The 16689-nt window shown below is 65.4% G+C and carries 16 protein-coding genes; 13 read left to right on the top strand and 3 right to left on the bottom strand.

Annotated elements, in window-relative coordinates:
- The first annotated feature begins 3 nt into the window (after positions 1-3).
- Positions 4-357 carry a diacylglycerol kinase gene (locus tag AC3WLX_RS05200; protein WP_291626724.1) on the top strand — a complete coding sequence of 118 codons (354 nt, stop codon included), beginning with the start codon at positions 4-6 and terminating at the stop codon, positions 355-357.
- Positions 358-589: 232 nt separating this feature from the next.
- Complete coding sequence (locus AC3WLX_RS05195; protein WP_492334955.1) at positions 590-2347, top strand: NAD+ synthase; 1758 nt, start codon at positions 590-592, stop codon at positions 2345-2347.
- Positions 2348-2567: 220 nt separating this feature from the next.
- On the opposite strand, the gene AC3WLX_RS05190 is transcribed toward AC3WLX_RS05195, so the two are convergent.
- Positions 2568-3758: a DUF2865 domain-containing protein gene (locus tag AC3WLX_RS05190; RefSeq protein WP_492334954.1), complete on the bottom strand. Its 1191-nt coding sequence runs from the start codon at positions 3756-3758 to the stop codon at positions 2568-2570.
- 143 nt (positions 3759-3901) lie between these two features.
- Positions 3902-4207, bottom strand: coding sequence for a hypothetical protein (locus AC3WLX_RS05185; protein ID WP_492334953.1), 306 nt, complete (start codon positions 4205-4207; stop codon positions 3902-3904).
- Positions 4208-4482: 275 nt separating this feature from the next.
- Here AC3WLX_RS05185 and cysS point away from each other — a divergent pair, with 275 nt between their 5' ends.
- From cysS to AC3WLX_RS05165, 4 genes are all read left to right on the top strand, one after another.
- Positions 4483-5862: a cysteine--tRNA ligase gene (cysS, locus tag AC3WLX_RS05180; RefSeq protein ID WP_492334952.1), complete on the top strand. Its 1380-nt coding sequence runs from the start codon at positions 4483-4485 to the stop codon at positions 5860-5862.
- Between the two features lie 115 nt (positions 5863-5977).
- Positions 5978-6469: a GNAT family N-acetyltransferase gene (locus tag AC3WLX_RS05175; RefSeq protein ID WP_492334951.1), complete on the top strand. Its 492-nt coding sequence runs from the start codon at positions 5978-5980 to the stop codon at positions 6467-6469.
- Positions 6466-8064: a citramalate synthase gene (cimA, locus tag AC3WLX_RS05170; protein ID WP_492334950.1), complete on the top strand. Its 1599-nt coding sequence runs from the start codon at positions 6466-6468 to the stop codon at positions 8062-8064. Before AC3WLX_RS05175 ends, cimA begins: the two co-directional genes overlap by 4 nt.
- A gap of 129 nt (positions 8065-8193) precedes the next feature.
- Positions 8194-8571 carry a VOC family protein gene (locus AC3WLX_RS05165; RefSeq protein WP_492334949.1) on the top strand — a complete coding sequence of 126 codons (378 nt, stop codon included), beginning with the start codon at positions 8194-8196 and terminating at the stop codon, positions 8569-8571.
- 212 nt (positions 8572-8783) lie between these two features.
- Here the strand turns inward: AC3WLX_RS05165 and AC3WLX_RS05160 are convergent, their stop codons facing one another.
- Positions 8784-9389 (bottom strand): LOG family protein, encoded by a 606-nt coding sequence (locus tag AC3WLX_RS05160; protein ID WP_291627088.1) that lies wholly within the window; start codon positions 9387-9389, stop codon positions 8784-8786.
- Between the two features lie 201 nt (positions 9390-9590).
- Between AC3WLX_RS05160 and AC3WLX_RS05155 the strand changes: the two genes are divergently transcribed.
- From AC3WLX_RS05155 to AC3WLX_RS05125, 7 genes are all read left to right on the top strand, one after another.
- Positions 9591-11552: an ABCB family ABC transporter ATP-binding protein/permease gene (locus tag AC3WLX_RS05155; RefSeq protein ID WP_492334948.1), complete on the top strand. Its 1962-nt coding sequence runs from the start codon at positions 9591-9593 to the stop codon at positions 11550-11552.
- 71 nt (positions 11553-11623) lie between these two features.
- Entirely contained in the window at positions 11624-12328 is a 705-nt protein-coding gene (locus AC3WLX_RS05150; RefSeq protein ID WP_492335919.1) for a phosphatidylserine decarboxylase, read from the top strand.
- Between the two features lie 86 nt (positions 12329-12414).
- Positions 12415-13296, top strand: a complete 882-nt coding sequence (locus AC3WLX_RS05145; RefSeq protein WP_492334947.1) for a CDP-alcohol phosphatidyltransferase family protein — start codon at positions 12415-12417, stop codon at positions 13294-13296.
- Positions 13297-13417: 121 nt separating this feature from the next.
- On the top strand, positions 13418-14137 hold the full coding sequence (locus AC3WLX_RS05140; protein ID WP_492334946.1) for an RraA family protein: 720 nt from the start codon (positions 13418-13420) through the stop codon (positions 14135-14137).
- Between the two features lie 204 nt (positions 14138-14341).
- On the top strand, positions 14342-14827 hold the full coding sequence (locus AC3WLX_RS05135; RefSeq protein ID WP_492334945.1) for a hypothetical protein: 486 nt from the start codon (positions 14342-14344) through the stop codon (positions 14825-14827).
- Positions 14828-14903: 76 nt separating this feature from the next.
- On the top strand, positions 14904-15677 hold the full coding sequence (locus AC3WLX_RS05130; RefSeq protein WP_291627829.1) for a motility protein A: 774 nt from the start codon (positions 14904-14906) through the stop codon (positions 15675-15677).
- A gap of 24 nt (positions 15678-15701) precedes the next feature.
- Positions 15702-16532, top strand: a complete 831-nt coding sequence (locus tag AC3WLX_RS05125; protein WP_291627828.1) for an OmpA/MotB family protein — start codon at positions 15702-15704, stop codon at positions 16530-16532.
- Positions 16533-16689: the final 157 nt, after the last annotated feature.

Raw genomic sequence — 16689 nt, 5'->3', positions numbered from 1 at the left:
ATCTTGCTGCGGATCTGGAAGGCCACGATCAACTCGCGCAACGGTCTGGCCTTTGCTTTCCGGTCGGAGCAGGCCGTCCGCGAGGAGGTCTTTGCGCTCCTGTTGTCGGTGCCGCTCGCCTGGTTCGTCGGCGTGACCGCGATGCGGGCGGTCGAGTTGGTGTGTTCGGTCGCGTTCGTGCTGGTGGTCGAGCTGCTCAACACCGCGATCGAGAAACTCGCCGACCGGCTGACCCTGGATCACGACAAGCAGATCGGCCGCGTCAAGGACATGGGCTCGGCCGCCGTCGGCGTTGCGCTCTTGATGGCCGGCGCGTTCTGGATCATTGCAATCGTCGAGCGGTTGGGATTCCTGTAGCTTTCGGAGATTATCCATTGAACGTGGGTGTCCGGGGCTCCTTCACCTCTCCCCAACGCCGAGAGGTCGTTTTGCGTTTCGCGATGCGGAGCATCGTCGAGCGCAAAGCGGGTGAGGGGGCTCAGCTCCCACGAGACACCGTAACCCCTCACCCGAATTGCTCTGGACGATGCTTCGCATCGCCAGGTGCAATTCGACCTCTCCCTTTGGGAGAGGTGGCAGCGAGCGTCCCATGACCGAACGTCTCGATACATTCGCGGTCACGCTCGCCCAGCTCAATCCGACCATGGGCGATATCGAGGGCAACGCCGCCAAGGCGCGCGCCGCCCGCGCGCAGGCCAAGTCCGATGGCGCCGATCTCGTGCTGTTTCCGGAATTGTTCATCGCCGGCTATCCGCCGGAAGATCTGGTGCAGAAGCCGGCGTTCCAGGCCGCCTGCCGCGCCGCGATCGAAGCGCTCGCGCGCGAGACCGCCGATGGCGGGCCCGCGATGCTGGTCGGCACGCCCTGGGTCGAGGAGGGCAGGCTCTACAATGCCTGCGCCCTGCTCGATGGCGGTCGCATCGCGAGCCTGCGCTTCAAATGCAATCTGCCGAACTACGGCGTGTTCGACGAGAAGCGGCTGTTTTCGCGCGGTCCCGCCGCGGGTCCGGTCACGGTGCGCGGCGTGCGCATCGGCGTGCCGATCTGCGAGGACATCTGGCTGGAGGAGTCCGAGGACTACGAGAACGTGGTCGAGACGCTGGCCGAGACCGGCGCCGAGATCATTCTCGTGCCGAACGGCTCGCCCTACGCCCGCGACAAGAACGACGTGCGCCTGTCGGTCGCGGTCGCGCGCGTCACCGAGAGCGGCCTGCCGCTGGTCTATCTGAACCAGGTTTGCGGCCAGGACGAGCTGGTGTTCGACGGCGCCTCCTTTGCGCTCAACGGCGATCTCTCGCTTGCGGCGCAATTGCCGGCGTTCGCGGAGGGCGTCGTCACGCTGCGCTTCACCCGTGACGGCGACGACTGGCGCTGCACCGGCCCGATCACTGAACTGCCCGAGGGCGACAAGGCCGACTACGCGGCTTGCGTGCTGGGCTTGCGCGACTACGTCACCAAGAACGGCTTCCCGGGCGTGCTGCTCGGCATTTCCGGCGGCATCGATTCCGCTCTGTGCGCGGCGATCGCCGTCGACGCGCTCGGCGCCGACCAGGTGCACGGCGTGATGCTGCCTTATCGCTACACCGCGCCGCATTCCATTGCGGATGCCGGCGAGCTCGCCGGCCACCTCGGCATCCGCTACGAGGTGCTGCCGATCGCGGAAGCCGTGACCGGGTTCGAGACCATCCTGTCCGGCATCTTCAAGAACCTGCCGCCCGATATTACCGAGGAGAACCTCCAGGCCCGCGCCCGCGGCACGCTGCTGATGGCGATCTCCAACAAGACCGGGCTGATGGTGGTGACGACCGGCAACAAGTCCGAGATGTCGGTCGGCTACGCCACGCTCTATGGCGACATGAATGGCGGCTTCAACCCGATCAAGGACATCTACAAGACGCAGGTGTTTCGGCTCGCAAGCTTGCGCAACGGCTGGAAGCCGGATGGCGCGCTCGGCCCTGCGGGCGAGGTGATCCCGCCCGACATCATCACGCGGCCGCCGACGGCGGAGCTGCGCGAGAACCAGACCGACCAGGATTCGCTGCCGCCCTATGACGTGCTCGACGCCATTCTGGAGCGCCTCGTCGAGCGCGAGCAGCCGCTGGATCAGATCATCGCCGCCGGCTTCGACCGCGAGACCGTGACGCGCATCGATCATCTGCTCACCATCGCCGAGTACAAGCGCCGCCAGGCCGCGCCGGGCGTGAAGGTGACGCGACGGAATTTCGGCCGCGACCGCCGCTATCCGATCACGAACCGGTTTCGCGACAAGGGGGAGGGGCTGCCTGTGCCGGACGAGACCTTGGTGTCGCGTGGGACCAAGGCCTCGATCGACGCGTTCGAGGGGTAGGAGCAGGCGTTCCGACCATTTCTCCCGCACCCGCGAGCGAGATGGACGTTAATGTGCCCTCGCCCCTTGCGGGAGAGGGCAGCACCGCCGTCGAAACGAACGCAATCGGGTGAGCGGTTCTATCCGCGTACTCTCGTGCACGTAAGTGAGCGCGGTTAGAACCCCTCATCCGGCGCTTCACGCCACCTTCTCCCGCAAGGGGAGAAGGAAGTAAGAAATCTCACTTCTGTTGCTGCGGCAGGAAGGTCGGGCCGACGGAGCGGATCGGCTTGTTCTCGGAGCTGGCAGGCGCGCCGGTGTCCGCCGGCGGCGGTGCAGCCGGTGCATTCGCCGTCGTCGGCGCTGGTGCCGCGCCCTTTTTGGTATTGGCAGGTTGCGGCGTGCCCTTGTTGAGCCGCTGCTGCTGCATCTTCCTGGCGCTCTCCTCGGTGACGATGATGTCGCCCTGCTGCTCGGCGGCGGCCTTGTCGTCCGCGGATTTCAGCGCATCCGCCCAGCTCTGTCCCGCCGCCTTGCAGGAGCAGGACGGGTTGAACTCGCTGCGGAATTTGAACGCGGTCGGCAGCGCCGTGTAGGGCTGGCCGCCGATCGAGACCGCCGCGTTCATGTCTTCGCCGGGATTGCGATGGGTGTAGAGCACGGCTTCCGCAGCCGGACACAGCGCCTTGCAGGTCTTCTCGTCGTCGCCGAAGCGCGCCGGCACCGTGGCAAACGAGATCGGGAAATAGGCGCCGTCGCAGGTGCGTACGCAGACGGTGCGGAACGTGCCGGATTGCGGGCCGAGATCGGAGGGCGGCATGGCTTGCGGATTGTTCGGGTTGTTGCCGCCGAACAGATTGCTCAGGAAGTTGCCGCCGCCTTGCTGCTGGACGGCGTTGGCGTATTGCGGGCCGCAATTGTTCTGCGCCAGCGCCAGCAGCACCGAGCGGCGCTGGCTGTCGCGCTCCGGGCTCATGCCGCCGCTGCCGGCGCGCAGGCGCTCCAGGTTGCCGGTGATCTGGTCGAGATTGGCGCGCATCTGCTGGATCTGGGTGTTGACCGGGCCGCACTGCGCCGACTGGCCGTTGAACAGCGAGAAGAAGCCCGAGGAATCGCAGCCCATGCGCTTGGCCTGCATGGTGACCCGGTCGAGTTCGGCCTGCTGCCTGGCCTGGGAATCCTGATAGCGGCGGATCTGCTCTTCGCGCGCGGGATCCCCGCTGCCGCCGCGATCGAGCGCGGCGAGTTGGCCTTCCAATCGCACGCACATCGGGTTCGGTCCGAGCCCGTTCTGGCCGGGCTGAGGCGGCGGGCCGGGTGGTCCAGCCTGCGCAAGAGCGCCGGTGGCAAGCACGATCGTGCTCAGGAGCACGGTGCAGGCACGGATGAAGCGGGCACGGGAGAGAAACAAGAATTCAGGCATATCCGCCATTCTAGCGAGGTCACGGCCCAATGTGACTTGTCGAGGTGACTCTGAAGGGCCGAAGCGCGCCCTCCAATAGCCGCTTCCTGCGGCACCGTCACGTCGTTTCGAGGGCCAAGACCGGTCCTAAGGTCCGCCAGCTCCGAGCGAATTCAGCGCTGGCAGGTGATTGCGACATACTCGTCGCAATGGCCATGGGAGCAGTTTGCGCCGGATTTGGGGACGGAGCCGGTAATTTCGTCGGGATCGACCCGGCGGTAGCTCGATGCCTGGGCAAAATCTCGTGACCGGCAATAGGTGCGCGCAGCGGCCGCGCCGCATTTGCCGCTCTCGGCCAGGCACTGATCGACCCCATAGCTGCCGGTCTGATTGGCGATGATGAAGACGCGGGTCTCGGCCAGGGCGACGGGAGCTGCAAGGATCGAGGCGCCGACCATGAGCGCGAGCAGGGATCGCATGAAAAGACCGAGGCAAACATGAAGGAATTGCGGGTTCCAGAATGGCCTCAAATGGTTAGGGGATCATGAAGTGTCGGGCCGGGGGCGGGGCAAAAGCGGCATTTTGGCGGCCCTTGACGCCGGGGGGCGTGGTGGCCCATATGTGCCGCATGAACGGTCTCCTCGCCATTTGCGCCATTTGCCGCGAGATTACGAGCTAGCGATTCGCTGGCTGGAGCCGTCTTTTCTCAACCACATTGAGAGCCTTGGACGCCCGGCCGAGAGGATGGGTTGTCATGGAATTGCGTCTTTACGATACGCTGAGCCGGGAAAAGCGCACCTTCGTGCCGCTCGATGCGAGCAACGTCCGCATGTATGTCTGCGGACCGACGGTCTATGACTTCGCCCATATCGGCAATGCGCGGCCGGTGATCGTGTTCGACGTGCTGTTTCGGCTGCTCCGCCACCTCTACGGCGAAGCGCATGTCAAATATGTCCGCAACATCACCGACGTCGACGACAAGATCAACGATCGTGCCGCGCGGGACTTCCCCGGCCTGCCGCTGAACGAGGCCATTCGCAAGGTCACCGAACAGACCGGCAAGCAGTTTCATGCCGACGTCGATGCGCTCGGCGCGCTGCGGCCGAGCGTCGAGCCGCGCGCCACCGAGCATATCGGCGAGATGCGCGAGATCATCGAGCGGCTGGTCGCCGGCGGCTTTGCCTATGTCGCCGAGGAGCACGTGCTGTTCTCGCCCCAGGCGATGAACGCGGCCAATTCCGCGCTGCCCCGCTATGGCGCGCTGTCGAAGCGCTCGCTCGACGAGATGATCGCCGGCGCGCGGGTGGATGTCGCGCCCTACAAGCGGGATGCCACCGACTTCGTGCTGTGGAAACCGTCCAAGCCTGGCGAGCCGTCCTGGCCGTCGCCATCAGGCATTGCCGCGCAGGGCCGCCCCGGCTGGCACATCGAGTGCTCGGCGATGGCCTGGAAGCATCTTGGCGAGCATTTCGACATCCATGGCGGCGGTATCGACCTCGTGTTTCCGCATCACGAGAACGAGGTGGCGCAGACCTGCTGCGCCTTCCACCGCGAGCGCATGGCCAACTATTGGATGCACAACGGCTTCCTGCAGGTCGAGAGCGAGAAGATGTCCAAGAGCCTCGGCAACTTCATCACGATCCACGAACTGCTGAAGGACTGGCCGGGCGAAGTGCTGCGGCTGAATATGCTGAAGACGCATTACCGCTCGCCGATCGACTGGACCATGAAGTCGCTGGAAGAGAGCGCCAAAACGCTCGATGACTGGTATCGCCTCGCGGCCGACGCGGCGCCCGGGAAGGCCGCAATTGCCGTCACCGAGCCGCTGCTCGACGACCTCAACACGCCGCTGGCGATCGCGGCGCTGCATGGCCTGCGCGGCGACGCTGCGGCATTGTCGGGGTCGTTGCGGCTGCTCGGTTTCCTCTCGGAGAGTGCGGCGCAGTGGGAAGGACGCAAGCAGCAGGCAAGCGGGGTCGATGCCGGTGCAGTCGAGCGCCTGCTCGCGCAGCGGACAGAGGCGCGTGCGCGGAAGGACTTCAAGGAGTCCGACAGGATCCGCGATCTGCTCGCGGCGATGGGCGTTGCGATCAAGGACTCCAAGGAAGGCACGACATGGGAGATCGCGCGATGAAGCGGCCCGACACGCCTTTCCCGCGGCACTGGCTCTATTACATCGCGCTGAAGATCGCGCTGCTCGCCGGCGCGGTGGCGCTGGTGCTCAAGCTCTATGGGATGTGGTGAGGACGATGGCACAAGCACACCCAAAGCCAGGTCTCCGGCCGTTTCTGCCGGCAGATGTGCCAGTGCTCGCGGCGATCTTCGCGGCGAGCATCGAGGAGCTGACCGGCGACGACTATAACGAGGCGCAGCAGGAAGCCTGGATGGCGGCGGCCGAGGACGAGGAGTTCGGCAAGCGGCTTGCGTCGGACCTGACGCTGATCGCCACGTTGGAAGGCTCGCCGGTCGGATTTGCTTCGCTGCGCGGCAACGATCACATCCGCATGCTCTATGTCCATCCGGCTGTCAGCGGGCAGGGCATCGCAACCATGCTGGTGGATGCGCTGGAGAAGCTCGCAGGCGGCCGCGGCGCCACGAGCCTGTCGGTCGATGCCAGCGACACCGCCGAGGGCTTCTTTGCCAAGCGCGGTTACACCGCCCAGCAGCGCAACAGCGTCACCATCAACGACGAGTGGCTCGCCAACACCACCATGAAGAAGACGCTCGGAGCGGGGCCATGAGCAAGCAGCGTCTTTATCTGTTCGACACCACGCTGCGCGACGGGGCGCAGACCAACGGCGTCGACTTCACGCTCGAGGACAAGCAGGTCATCGCAGCGATGCTGGATGATCTCGGCATCGACTATGTCGAGGGCGGCTATCCCGGGGCGAATCCGACCGATACCGAGTTCTTCGGCAGCAAGCCGAAGCTCAAGCATGCGCGCTTCACCGCCTTCGGCATGACGCGGCGGGCAGGCCGCTCGGTCTCCAACGATCCCGGTATCGCCGGGCTGCTGGAGGCCAAGGCCGATGCGATCTGCTTCGTGGCGAAGGCGTCGGCCTATCAGGTCCGCGTCGCGCTGGAGACCACGAAGGACGAGAACCTCGCCTCGATCCGCGACAGCGTCGCGGCGGCGAAGGCGGCCGGGCGCGAGGTGATGCTCGATTGCGAGCATTTCTTCGACGGCTACAAGGAAGACGCCGCCTTTGCGCTGGCCTGCGCCAAGGCAGCCTTTGAGGCCGGCGCGCGCTGGGTGGTGCTGTGCGACACCAATGGCGGCACCATGCCCGACGAGATCGAGGCCATCGTGCGAGACGTGACCAGGCACATCCCCGGCGATCACGTCGGCATCCACGCCCATAACGACACCGAGCAGGCCGTGGCCAATTCGCTCGCCGCCGTGCGCGCCGGCGCGCGGCAGATCCAGGGGACGCTGAACGGCCTCGGCGAGCGCTGCGGCAACGCCAATCTCTGCTCGCTGATCCCGACGCTGAAGCTGAAGACGGGTTTTGCCGACGCCTTCGAGATCGGCGTCACCGCCGAGAAGCTCGCAACGCTCGTCAAGGTCTCGCGGACGCTCGACGACATGCTGAACCGCATACCGAACCGCCATGCTCCCTACGTCGGCGAGAGCGCCTTCGTCACCAAGACCGGCATTCACGCTTCGGCCGTGCTGAAGGATCCGCAGACCTACGAGCACGTGTTGCCGGAGCTGGTCGGCAATCACCGCAAGGTGCTGGTGTCGGACCAGGCCGGGCGCTCCAACGTCATCGCCGAACTCGACCGTGCCGGCATTCCCTACGAGAAGAGCGATCCGAAGCTGACGCGTCTCGTCGAGGAACTGAAGGAGCGCGAGGCGCAAGGCTACGCCTATGAATCCGCCAACGCTTCTTTCGAATTGCTGGCGCGCCGCACCCTCGGCAAGGTGCCGCATTATTTCGAGGTCGAGCAGTTCGACGTCAATGTCGAGCAGCGCTACAACGCGCTGGGGGAGCGCGTCACCGTCGCGCTTGCGGTGGTGAAGGTCGACGTCGCCGGCGAGCACCTGATTTCGGCCGCGGAGGGCAACGGCCCCGTCAACGCGCTCGACGTCGCCTTGCGCAAGGACCTCGGCAAGTACCAGAAATACATCGAGGGGTTGAAGCTGATCGACTACCGCGTGCGTATCCTCAACGGCGGCACCGGCGCGGTCACGCGCGTTCTGATCGAGAGCGAAGACGAGAACGGCGACCGCTGGACCACGGTCGGCGTGTCCCCGAACATCATCGACGCCTCGTTCCAGGCGCTGATGGATTCGGTGATCTACAAGCTGGTGAAGTCGGGGGCGCCGGCGTAGGTGTTTGTCTCGTCATTCCGGGGCGATGCGGAGCATCGAACTATGGTGCGCAATTGCGCGCCTGAGAATCTCGAGATTCCGGGTTCACGCTTCGCGTGCCCCGGAATGACTGTTGGAGGGGCAGGGCAAATGATCGACCATGTCTCCGTCGGCGTCAGCGATCTCGACCGTGCCGCAAAGTTCTACGAAGCGACGCTCGCGGCCCTCGGTCTTGCGCGTCTCGTCACGCGACCGCGGACGGTCGGGTTCGGCAAGGCCTATCCCGAGCTCTGGATCAATCTGCGCGAGGGCATGCCGCGTGTCGCGCCGGAGAGCGGCGTGCATATCTGCCTGCGGGCGAAAACCACTGCCGAGATCGATGCGTTTCACGCAGCGGCGCTGTCTGCTGGCGGCGCCTGCGACGGCGCGCCGGGCATACGCCCGCACGACCGCGTTCGCTATTACGCCGCCTTCGTCACCGATCCCGACGGCAATCGCATCGAGGCGGTGACGTTCCCTCAGGAATAGAAGGCGGCCTAAGCGCGATGCAATCAGGTTTGATTGCCACAAGGTACGCGCACTCCCTCTCCCGCTTGCGGGAGAGGGCTGGGGAGAGGGTTTTTCCGCAATGGGACAGCCCCCAAGAGGAGAGAGCCCTCACCCGCGCCTTCGGCGCGACCTCTCCCGCAAGCGGGAGAGGTTGCACCGAGCAGCAATCGATCAACTTAAGCCATTCCGCTTCAGAGCCGCCGCGCCACGTCGGGCGCGAGATCGCGCTGGTCGTCGGGGATCTGTGCAGCCGCAGCGCGCAGCCGCGGGACGATCTCCTCGACCTTGTCCGCCTTCAGGATATCGACGGTAAGACCGGCGCGGATGAACTGGGTTTGGCGCATGTGCGCCACCAGGGAGAACAACGGCTCCCAGAAGCCGTCGATATTGGCCAGCAGCACGGGCTTGGCGTGACGGCCGAGTTGCTGCCAGGTCAGCTGCTCGACCAGCTCCTCCAGCGTGCCGAGTCCGCCCGGCAAGGCGACGAAGGCATCCGAGCGCTCGAACATCAGCCGCTTGCGTTCGTGCATGTCGGGCGTGACGACCATCTCCTGCACGCGTGTCAGCGCGTTCTCGCGCATCCGCAGGAAGTCGGGGATGATGCCGGTGACCATGCCGCCGTGATCCAGCACGGAGGTCGCGACCGCCCCCATCAGGCCGAGCGAGCCGCCACCGTAAACGAGGCGGATCTTGTTGTCCGCCAGCGCCTTGCCGAGCGCCTTTGCGGCTTCGATGAAGTTGGGATTGGTTCCAGGGCCGGAGCCGCAATAGACACAGACGGTTTTGATCGTGCTCATTGGTGCCATGATGCATTGCAGCGAAGAGGCGTCAAGCCCTTCGAGTGATTCGGACTGGCCGGAAATCTACCGGTAAATGACGATAAACAATCGAAGATTCGCCATTTGGCGGGGTGCGCGGACATTCGGAAGGCTCTATATGACGGACGAAAAGCATTAATCGCAGTTGCGCCCGCATCCGGCGGGCTTTCAGGCTTCTTGATGGACCAACCTCAATCGTTCGACGGCGCCGACGTTCCCGATCCGCCTCCTGCCGGAGGACCATTGGAACGGGCCACGCTGATGGGCACGCTGGCCCATCTGTGGCCCTATATCTGGCCGGGCGACCGCTTCGATCTGAAGATGCGGGTGGTGTGGTCGCTGGTCCTGCTGCTCGCCGCCAAGCTGATCACGCTCACCGTGCCGTTCAGCTTCAAATGGGCGACGGACGCGCTGACCGGCGCCAACACCGCGCCAGTCGCGGCCGACAATTGGCACCTCTGGGTGATCGCCTCCCCGCTGCTGCTCACCGCGAGCTATGGCGTGATGCGCATCCTCATGGCGGTGCTGACGCAATGGCGCGACGGCATCTTCGCCCGCGTCGCCATGCACGCGGTGCGCAAGCTTGCGACCCTCACCTTCGTCCACATGCACGAATTGTCGCTGCGCTTTCACCTCGAGCGCAAGACCGGCGGCCTGACGCGCGTGCTCGAGCGCGGCCGCGAGGGCATCGAGGTCATCGTGCGCATGGTGATCCTGCAGCTGATCCCGACCATCGTCGAGGTCACGCTGCTGCTGGCGGTGCTGCTCTGGCAGTTCGACTGGCGCTACGTGGTCGTGACCCTGATCACGGTCACGCTCTACATGTACTACACCTACATCGCGACCGAGTGGCGGATCGGCATCCGCCGCAAGATGAACGATTCCGACACCGAGGCAAACACCAAGGCGATCGACTCGCTGCTCAACTACGAGACGGTGAAGTATTTCAGCGCCGAGGCGCGCGAGGCGCAGCGCTACGACAGATCGGTCGAGCGCTACGAGGAGGCGAGCGTCCGCACCTATACCTCGCTCGCGGTGCTCAACACCGGCCAGGCCGTCATCTTCACCCTGGGGCTGACCGCGACCATGCTGATGTGCGCGATCGGCGTTCGCAACGGCACCAACACGGTCGGCGATTTCGTGCTGGTCAATGCCATGATGATCCAGCTCTACCAGCCCCTGAACTTCATGGGCATGGTCTACCGCGAGATCAAGCAGGCGATCATCGACATCGAGAAGATGTTCAGCGTGCTGGGCCGCGAGGCCGAGATCAAGGATTCCCCCGGCGCGAAGCCGCTGGTCGTTTCCGCCGGCACCGTGCGCTTCGAGGACGTGCGCTTTGCCTACGAGCCGGCGCGGCCGATCCTGAAAGGGATCAGCTTCGAGGTGCCGGCCGGCAAGACGGTCGCGATCGTCGGTCCGTCCGGCGCCGGCAAGTCGACCATCTCCCGGCTGCTGTTCCGCCTGTACGACATCTCCGGCGGCGAGATCCTGATCGACGGCCAGGACATCCGCGCCGTCACGCAGGCCAGCTTGCGGGCATCGATCGGCATGGTGCCGCAGGATACCGTGCTGTTCAACGACACCATCCGCTACAACATCCGCTACGGCCGCTGGGATGCGACCGACGCCGACGTCGAGGAGGCGGCGCGGCTGGCGCAGATCGACAATTTCATCCGCATGGCGCCGATGGGCTACGAGACCCAGGTCGGCGAGCGCGGCCTGAAGCTGTCCGGCGGCGAGAAGCAGCGCGTCGCGATCGCGCGCACGGTGCTCAAGGCGCCGCCGATCCTGGTGCTCGACGAGGCGACCTCGGCGCTCGACACCCACACTGAGCACGAGATCCAGGGTGCGCTCGACCGCGTGGCCAAGAACCGCACCTCGCTGGTGATCGCGCACCGGCTTTCGACCATCGTCGGCGCCGACGAGATCATCGTGCTGGACCAGGGCCGCATCGCCGAGCGCGGCACCCATGCGAGCCTGCTCGCGCAGGGCGGGCTCTATGCCAGCATGTGGAACAGGCAGCGTGAGGCCGAGGCGGCCCGTGAGAAGCTGGCCCAGATGGCCGACACCAGCACCGCGCCCAACCGGGAGCCGCCGCCGGTCGATGACGTTCTGACGACGCCTGCGGCAGCGGAGTGAGCTTGTCTCCGGTCCCAACTCTGGCCTAAACAGGCCGCGCGACGACCCGTGCCATCAACCCCGACCGGCAGATAACGATGTCCATTCTCGATTCGATCCAGCGTCAGATCCCGCCGATCCACAAGGAGGGCTATCCCTTCATCGGCGGCTTTGCACTGGTGAGCCTGCTCCTGTTCTGGCTGTGGTCCCCTTTGGGGTGGATCGGCACCATCCTGACCGTCTGGTGCGCGCTGTTCTTCCGTGATCCCGTCCGCGTGACGCCGGTGCGCGAGGGGCTGGTGGTGTCGCCGGCCGACGGCCGCGTCTCGATGATCACCATGGCGCTGCCGCCGGCCGAGCTTGGTCTCGGCGACCGGCCGCTGCCGCGCATCTCGGTGTTCATGAGCGTGTTCAACTGCCACGTGAACCGCGCGCCCGTGGCGGGCAGGGTGGATCGCATCGCCTACCGGCCGGGCCTCTTCATCAATGCCGAGCTCGACAAGGCGAGCGAAGACAATGAGCGCAACTCGCTGGTGATCACGACGCCGACGGCGCGGATCGGCGTGGTCCAGATCGCCGGTCTCGTCGCCAAGCGCATCGTCTGCTTCGTCAAAGAGGGCCAGGCGATCGGCGTCGGCGAGCGGTTCGGCCTGATCCGCTTCGGCTCGCGCCTCGACGTCTACCTGCCGGTGGGCACCAAGGCGCTGGTGTCGGAAGGACAGACCGCCATCGCCGGCGAGACGATCCTGGCCGACCTGGCCGGCGAGGACCCGGGCCGCGCCTTCCGCGCCAATTAACCAATTGCCGGTGCTTGCCGGCGTTCCGCCGCAATGGCGGAGGGCGGCGCGGCTTGCTATATCTCGCCTTGAGATAAGGACGAGCCATGACGCCATACGACTCCAGGGATCCCGACGTTCGCCGCCGCCGGTTCCGGCCGATCCCGGTGCGGATGCTGGTGCCCAACGTCATCACGCTGCTGGCGATCTGCGCCGGCCTGACCTCGATCCGCCTGTCGATCGAAGGGCGGATGTCGCTCGCCGTCTACGCCATCGTGTTCGCGGCCGCGCTCGACGGCATCGACGGCCGCATCGCGCGCATGATCAAGGGCCAGTCCAAGTTCGGCGCCGAGCTCGACAGCCTCGCCGACTTCGTCAATTTCGGCGTGGCGCCGGCCCTGATGCTCTATTTCTGGCAGCTGCACGAGCTCGGCAATGCCGGCTGGATCGCCGCGATGGTGTTCGCGATCTCCGGCGGCCTGCGGCTGGCGCGCTTCAACGCCACCATGGACGATCCGAACAAGCCGGCCTTCGCCGCCAACTTCTTCACCGGCGTGCCGGCGCCCGCCGGCGCGATCACGGTGCTGCTGCCGATCTACATCGCCTTCCTGGAGCTCGGCCGCACCCCTGCGGCGGTGACGGCGGCCTACACGCTTCTGATCGCGTTCCTGATGGTGTCGCGCCTGCCGGTGTTCTCCGGCAAGACCAAGCGCATGCGCGTGCCGCCGGAGCTGGTGCTGCCGGCCTTCGTCGCCGTGATCGTCTTCATCGCGCTTCTGATCGCCTATCCCTGGCATGTGCTGTCGATCGGCACCGTGCTCTATCTGCTCTGCCTGCCGCTCGGCTACAAATCCTATCGCGACCAGGCACGGGCACTGCAAGCCGCCGCGCCTGCGGACGGGGAAGTCTCGTCACCGCCTTCTGCGCCGACGCTGTCGTCCCCGTCGGAGCCGCCGCAGGATGACGACCGCCCCGGTCGGCTGCACTGAGCGTTCTTCGCGGGATATCTGCCATGAGGCCTGCCTGAGTTGGGTCGACGCCCGATCTCGGCTATATCGCCCAGTGAGGGCGGCATCGCGTCAATCAGCCGCCAATCTGGGAGAGAACGCCGTGACTGATAACGCGACCGGGCCGCTGCCCGCTTCCGTCCTCGAGGCGCTGGGCCGCTACGACACGCCGACGATCTGCAATGCGATGGAGATCGTGGCGCCCGAGCGGCGGCTGATCGGCTACACCACCAAGCAGCTTGTCTGCCCGTTCCCGGACCTGCCGCCGATCGTCGGTTATGCCCGCACGGTGACGATCCGCTCGGTCTTGAAATCCTCGCTCCCGGCCGAGGAGCAGTCCAGGCGCCGCATCGACTATTACGAATATGTCGGCACCGGCCACGGCCCGCGCATCTCGGTGATCCAGGACATCGACGGCCCCGATGTCGGCTACGGCGCGTTCTGGGGCGAGGTGCAGAGCAACGTGCACAAGGCGCTCGGCTGCCTCGGCGTCATCACCGACGGCTCGATCCGCGACATCCCGCAATGGGCGCCCGGCTTCCAGGCGCTGGCCGGCTCGATCGGCCCGTCGCACGCCTGGGTGCATGCGGAAAGCTTCGGCGGCGAAGTGCGTGTCGCCGGCATGACCGTGAAGTCCGACGACCTGATCCACGCCGATCGGCACGGCGCCATCGTGATCCCGCTCGACATCGCTGCAAAGCTGCCCGACGCCGCCGAGCTCTGCGGCCGCCGCGAAACGCCGATCCTGGAGATCGCCCGCAGCCCCGATTTCTCGCTGGAGAAGCTGAAGGCCGCGCTGAAGCGTTCGGCCGAGATCCATTAAAGCATGATCCGGAAAAGTGCGAAGCGGTTTTCCGGAAAGATCATGCGGCAACAACAACCCAAAGCGCGATGACGATCCATCCAGATCGCATCGCGCTTCACGGCGCGATGAGATCAGGATCGACAGCCTTGGCGCGTCAGGTCCCGGTTGAGCAAGGCCTACCCGGAGGGTGACTTACGGCCGCGACGCTGGTCGGGGGGCGCCTTGTTCCGTCAGAAACAGGACGGCCTGATCCGGCTCGCCGAATACGGCTGCGGCGCATCCGATCAGGGTGAAGCCTCCGGCGAGGTCCCAAAAGCTGATGGCGTCGACAGTGTCCGGGACCGGCATCAGGCGGGCCAAGATGACGGCGAAGGCGGCCTCGACAAAGAGCACGAGGCTGAAGGCGGGCAGGACGAGTTCCGGTTCGAGCAGGTGAAGTGCCAGCACCGCGGGCAGTGCAGTAAGAAGACCAAACACCGTCAACATCGCCGATGGCTCCCGCAATCAGCCTGCGCCTCGCTCCAGAATAGCAATTCATCTCTTGTTCCGGATGTGGCGCAGGGCCGCACCCGCACCGGCGCTGACGCCGTCGGCATGGTTAGCGAAGCATTGAAATCCATGTCGCTGGACGGCAATCCCGTGCTCGCAGCGGAAGGTACGCCGCTGTCCGGACTTAACCTTTACGCGGCTTTAAGGGCGGCGCTCTAGGGTCTGCGATGCGGTTCGGGGTTGGGCCGCGCCAACGGCCAGGATGGCCGTTGTTACGTACGTGTTGGAGTCAGTAATGGATATCGCAACACTTGTCGGGTTGGTCGCAGGCGCCATTGTGGTGTCCACCCTGATCTTGATGGGCGGCAGTTTCGGGATGTTTTACGACATCCACGCCGTCATCGTCATCTTCGGCGGTTCGTTTGCGGCTACGATGATCCGCTTCCCGTTGTCGGCGATGATCCACGGTGTGCCGCTGGGCGCGAAATTTGCCTTCACGCTGAGCCGCCTCTCGGCCCACGACCTCGTCGACGAACTCGCCCGCATCGCCGAGATCGCGCGCAAGCAGGGGCCGGTCGGACTGGAAAAGGTCGAGACCGACGAGCCGTTCCTCGCCAAGGGCATCCGCTATGTCGCCGACGGCTACGATCTCGATTTCATTCGCGACAATCTGGAGCGCGACCGCGACAATTTCCTGATGCACCTCGACGAAGGCAGCAAGATCTACCGCGCCGTCGGCGACTGCGCCCCGGCGTTCGGCATGATCGGCACGCTGCTCGGCATGGTGCAGATGTTCTCCAACATGTCGGATCCTTCCAAGCTCGGTCCGTTCATGGCTACCGCGCTACTGGCGACCCTGTACGGCGCCGTCGTCGCCAACCTGATCTGCTTGCCGATTGCCGACAAGCTGCACGGCAAGCTGCTGGACGAGGAGACCAACCGCACTTTGATCATCGACGGGATATTGATGATCCGCGACTCCAAGAGCCCGACCCTGGTGCGCGAGATGCTGCTGGCCTATCTGCCGGAGAAGCATCGTCATTCCGAAGGCGAGCCGGTGCCGGCCTAAAGGCCGCCGCCTGGATTTTGAGAGATGGCCAAGAAGAAGCGCGGCGATGCTCACGGCGGCGGTCACGGCTGGTTCGTAACCTTCGCCGACCTGATGGCGCTGCTGCTGGCGTTTTTCGTGATGCTGGTCGCGTTCTCGACGCAGGACGCCAACAAGCTGAAGATCGTCGCGGGCTCGATGCGCGAGGCGTTCGGCGTGCAGAGCGAGGCGCGCTACTCCGGAATCGTCGAATCGGACGGCCTGCCGACGCGACCGCGGCTCAAGAACGTCGACCACATCCAGCCGGAAGATTCCTCCAACACGCCGACGCCGGATCAGGAGGATCGCGAAAAGACCTCCGGCGCGAAGATCAAGGTCGACCGCAATTTCGCGCTGGCCGCGGCTTCGCTGCGCCAGGCGTTGCAGGACATGCCGGAACTGACCGAGATGTCCAAGCACATCATGTTCGAGGAGACCAAGCAGGGCCTGAACCTCGAGATCGTCGACCAGGACGGTCGCTCGATGTTCGCCGACGGCTCCAAGGTGCCCTATGACCGGACCCGGCGCCTGGTCGAGAAGCTCGCGATCCCGCTCAAGGCGACGCCGCTGCGCGTCTCCATCGCCGGCCACACCGCGGCCGGTTTCGTGCCGAACCGCAGCGACTACGGCGCCTTCGATCTGTCAGCCGACCGCGCCAATGCGGTGCGCCAGATCCTCGAACGCGAGGGCCTGCCGCCGTCGCACATCTTCGCCGTGTCCGGCAAGGCGGACACCCAGCCGCTGTTTCCGGACGATCCGTCGCTCGCGGCCAACCGGCGCGTGACCATCACCCTGATGCGTGAAGATCCGCCGCTTCCCCCGAATCTGAAGCCGTAAAGGCTCTTGCGTTACCATTTTACCTGAGGCATCTCGTCGCGAAGGCAGTGAACGTTGCTGCGGCGTCACAGCATCCGCCCCGGCGCCTGCTATGGTGGTTACCGATTGACAGGCGAGCCGGAAGCGTCGAAAGGCGCCGGATCAAATTCAGGGACGA

The organism is Bradyrhizobium sp. FW305-F6 (genome assembly GCF_058782905.1).
This window is presented reverse-complemented; position numbering and strand designations above follow the sequence as displayed.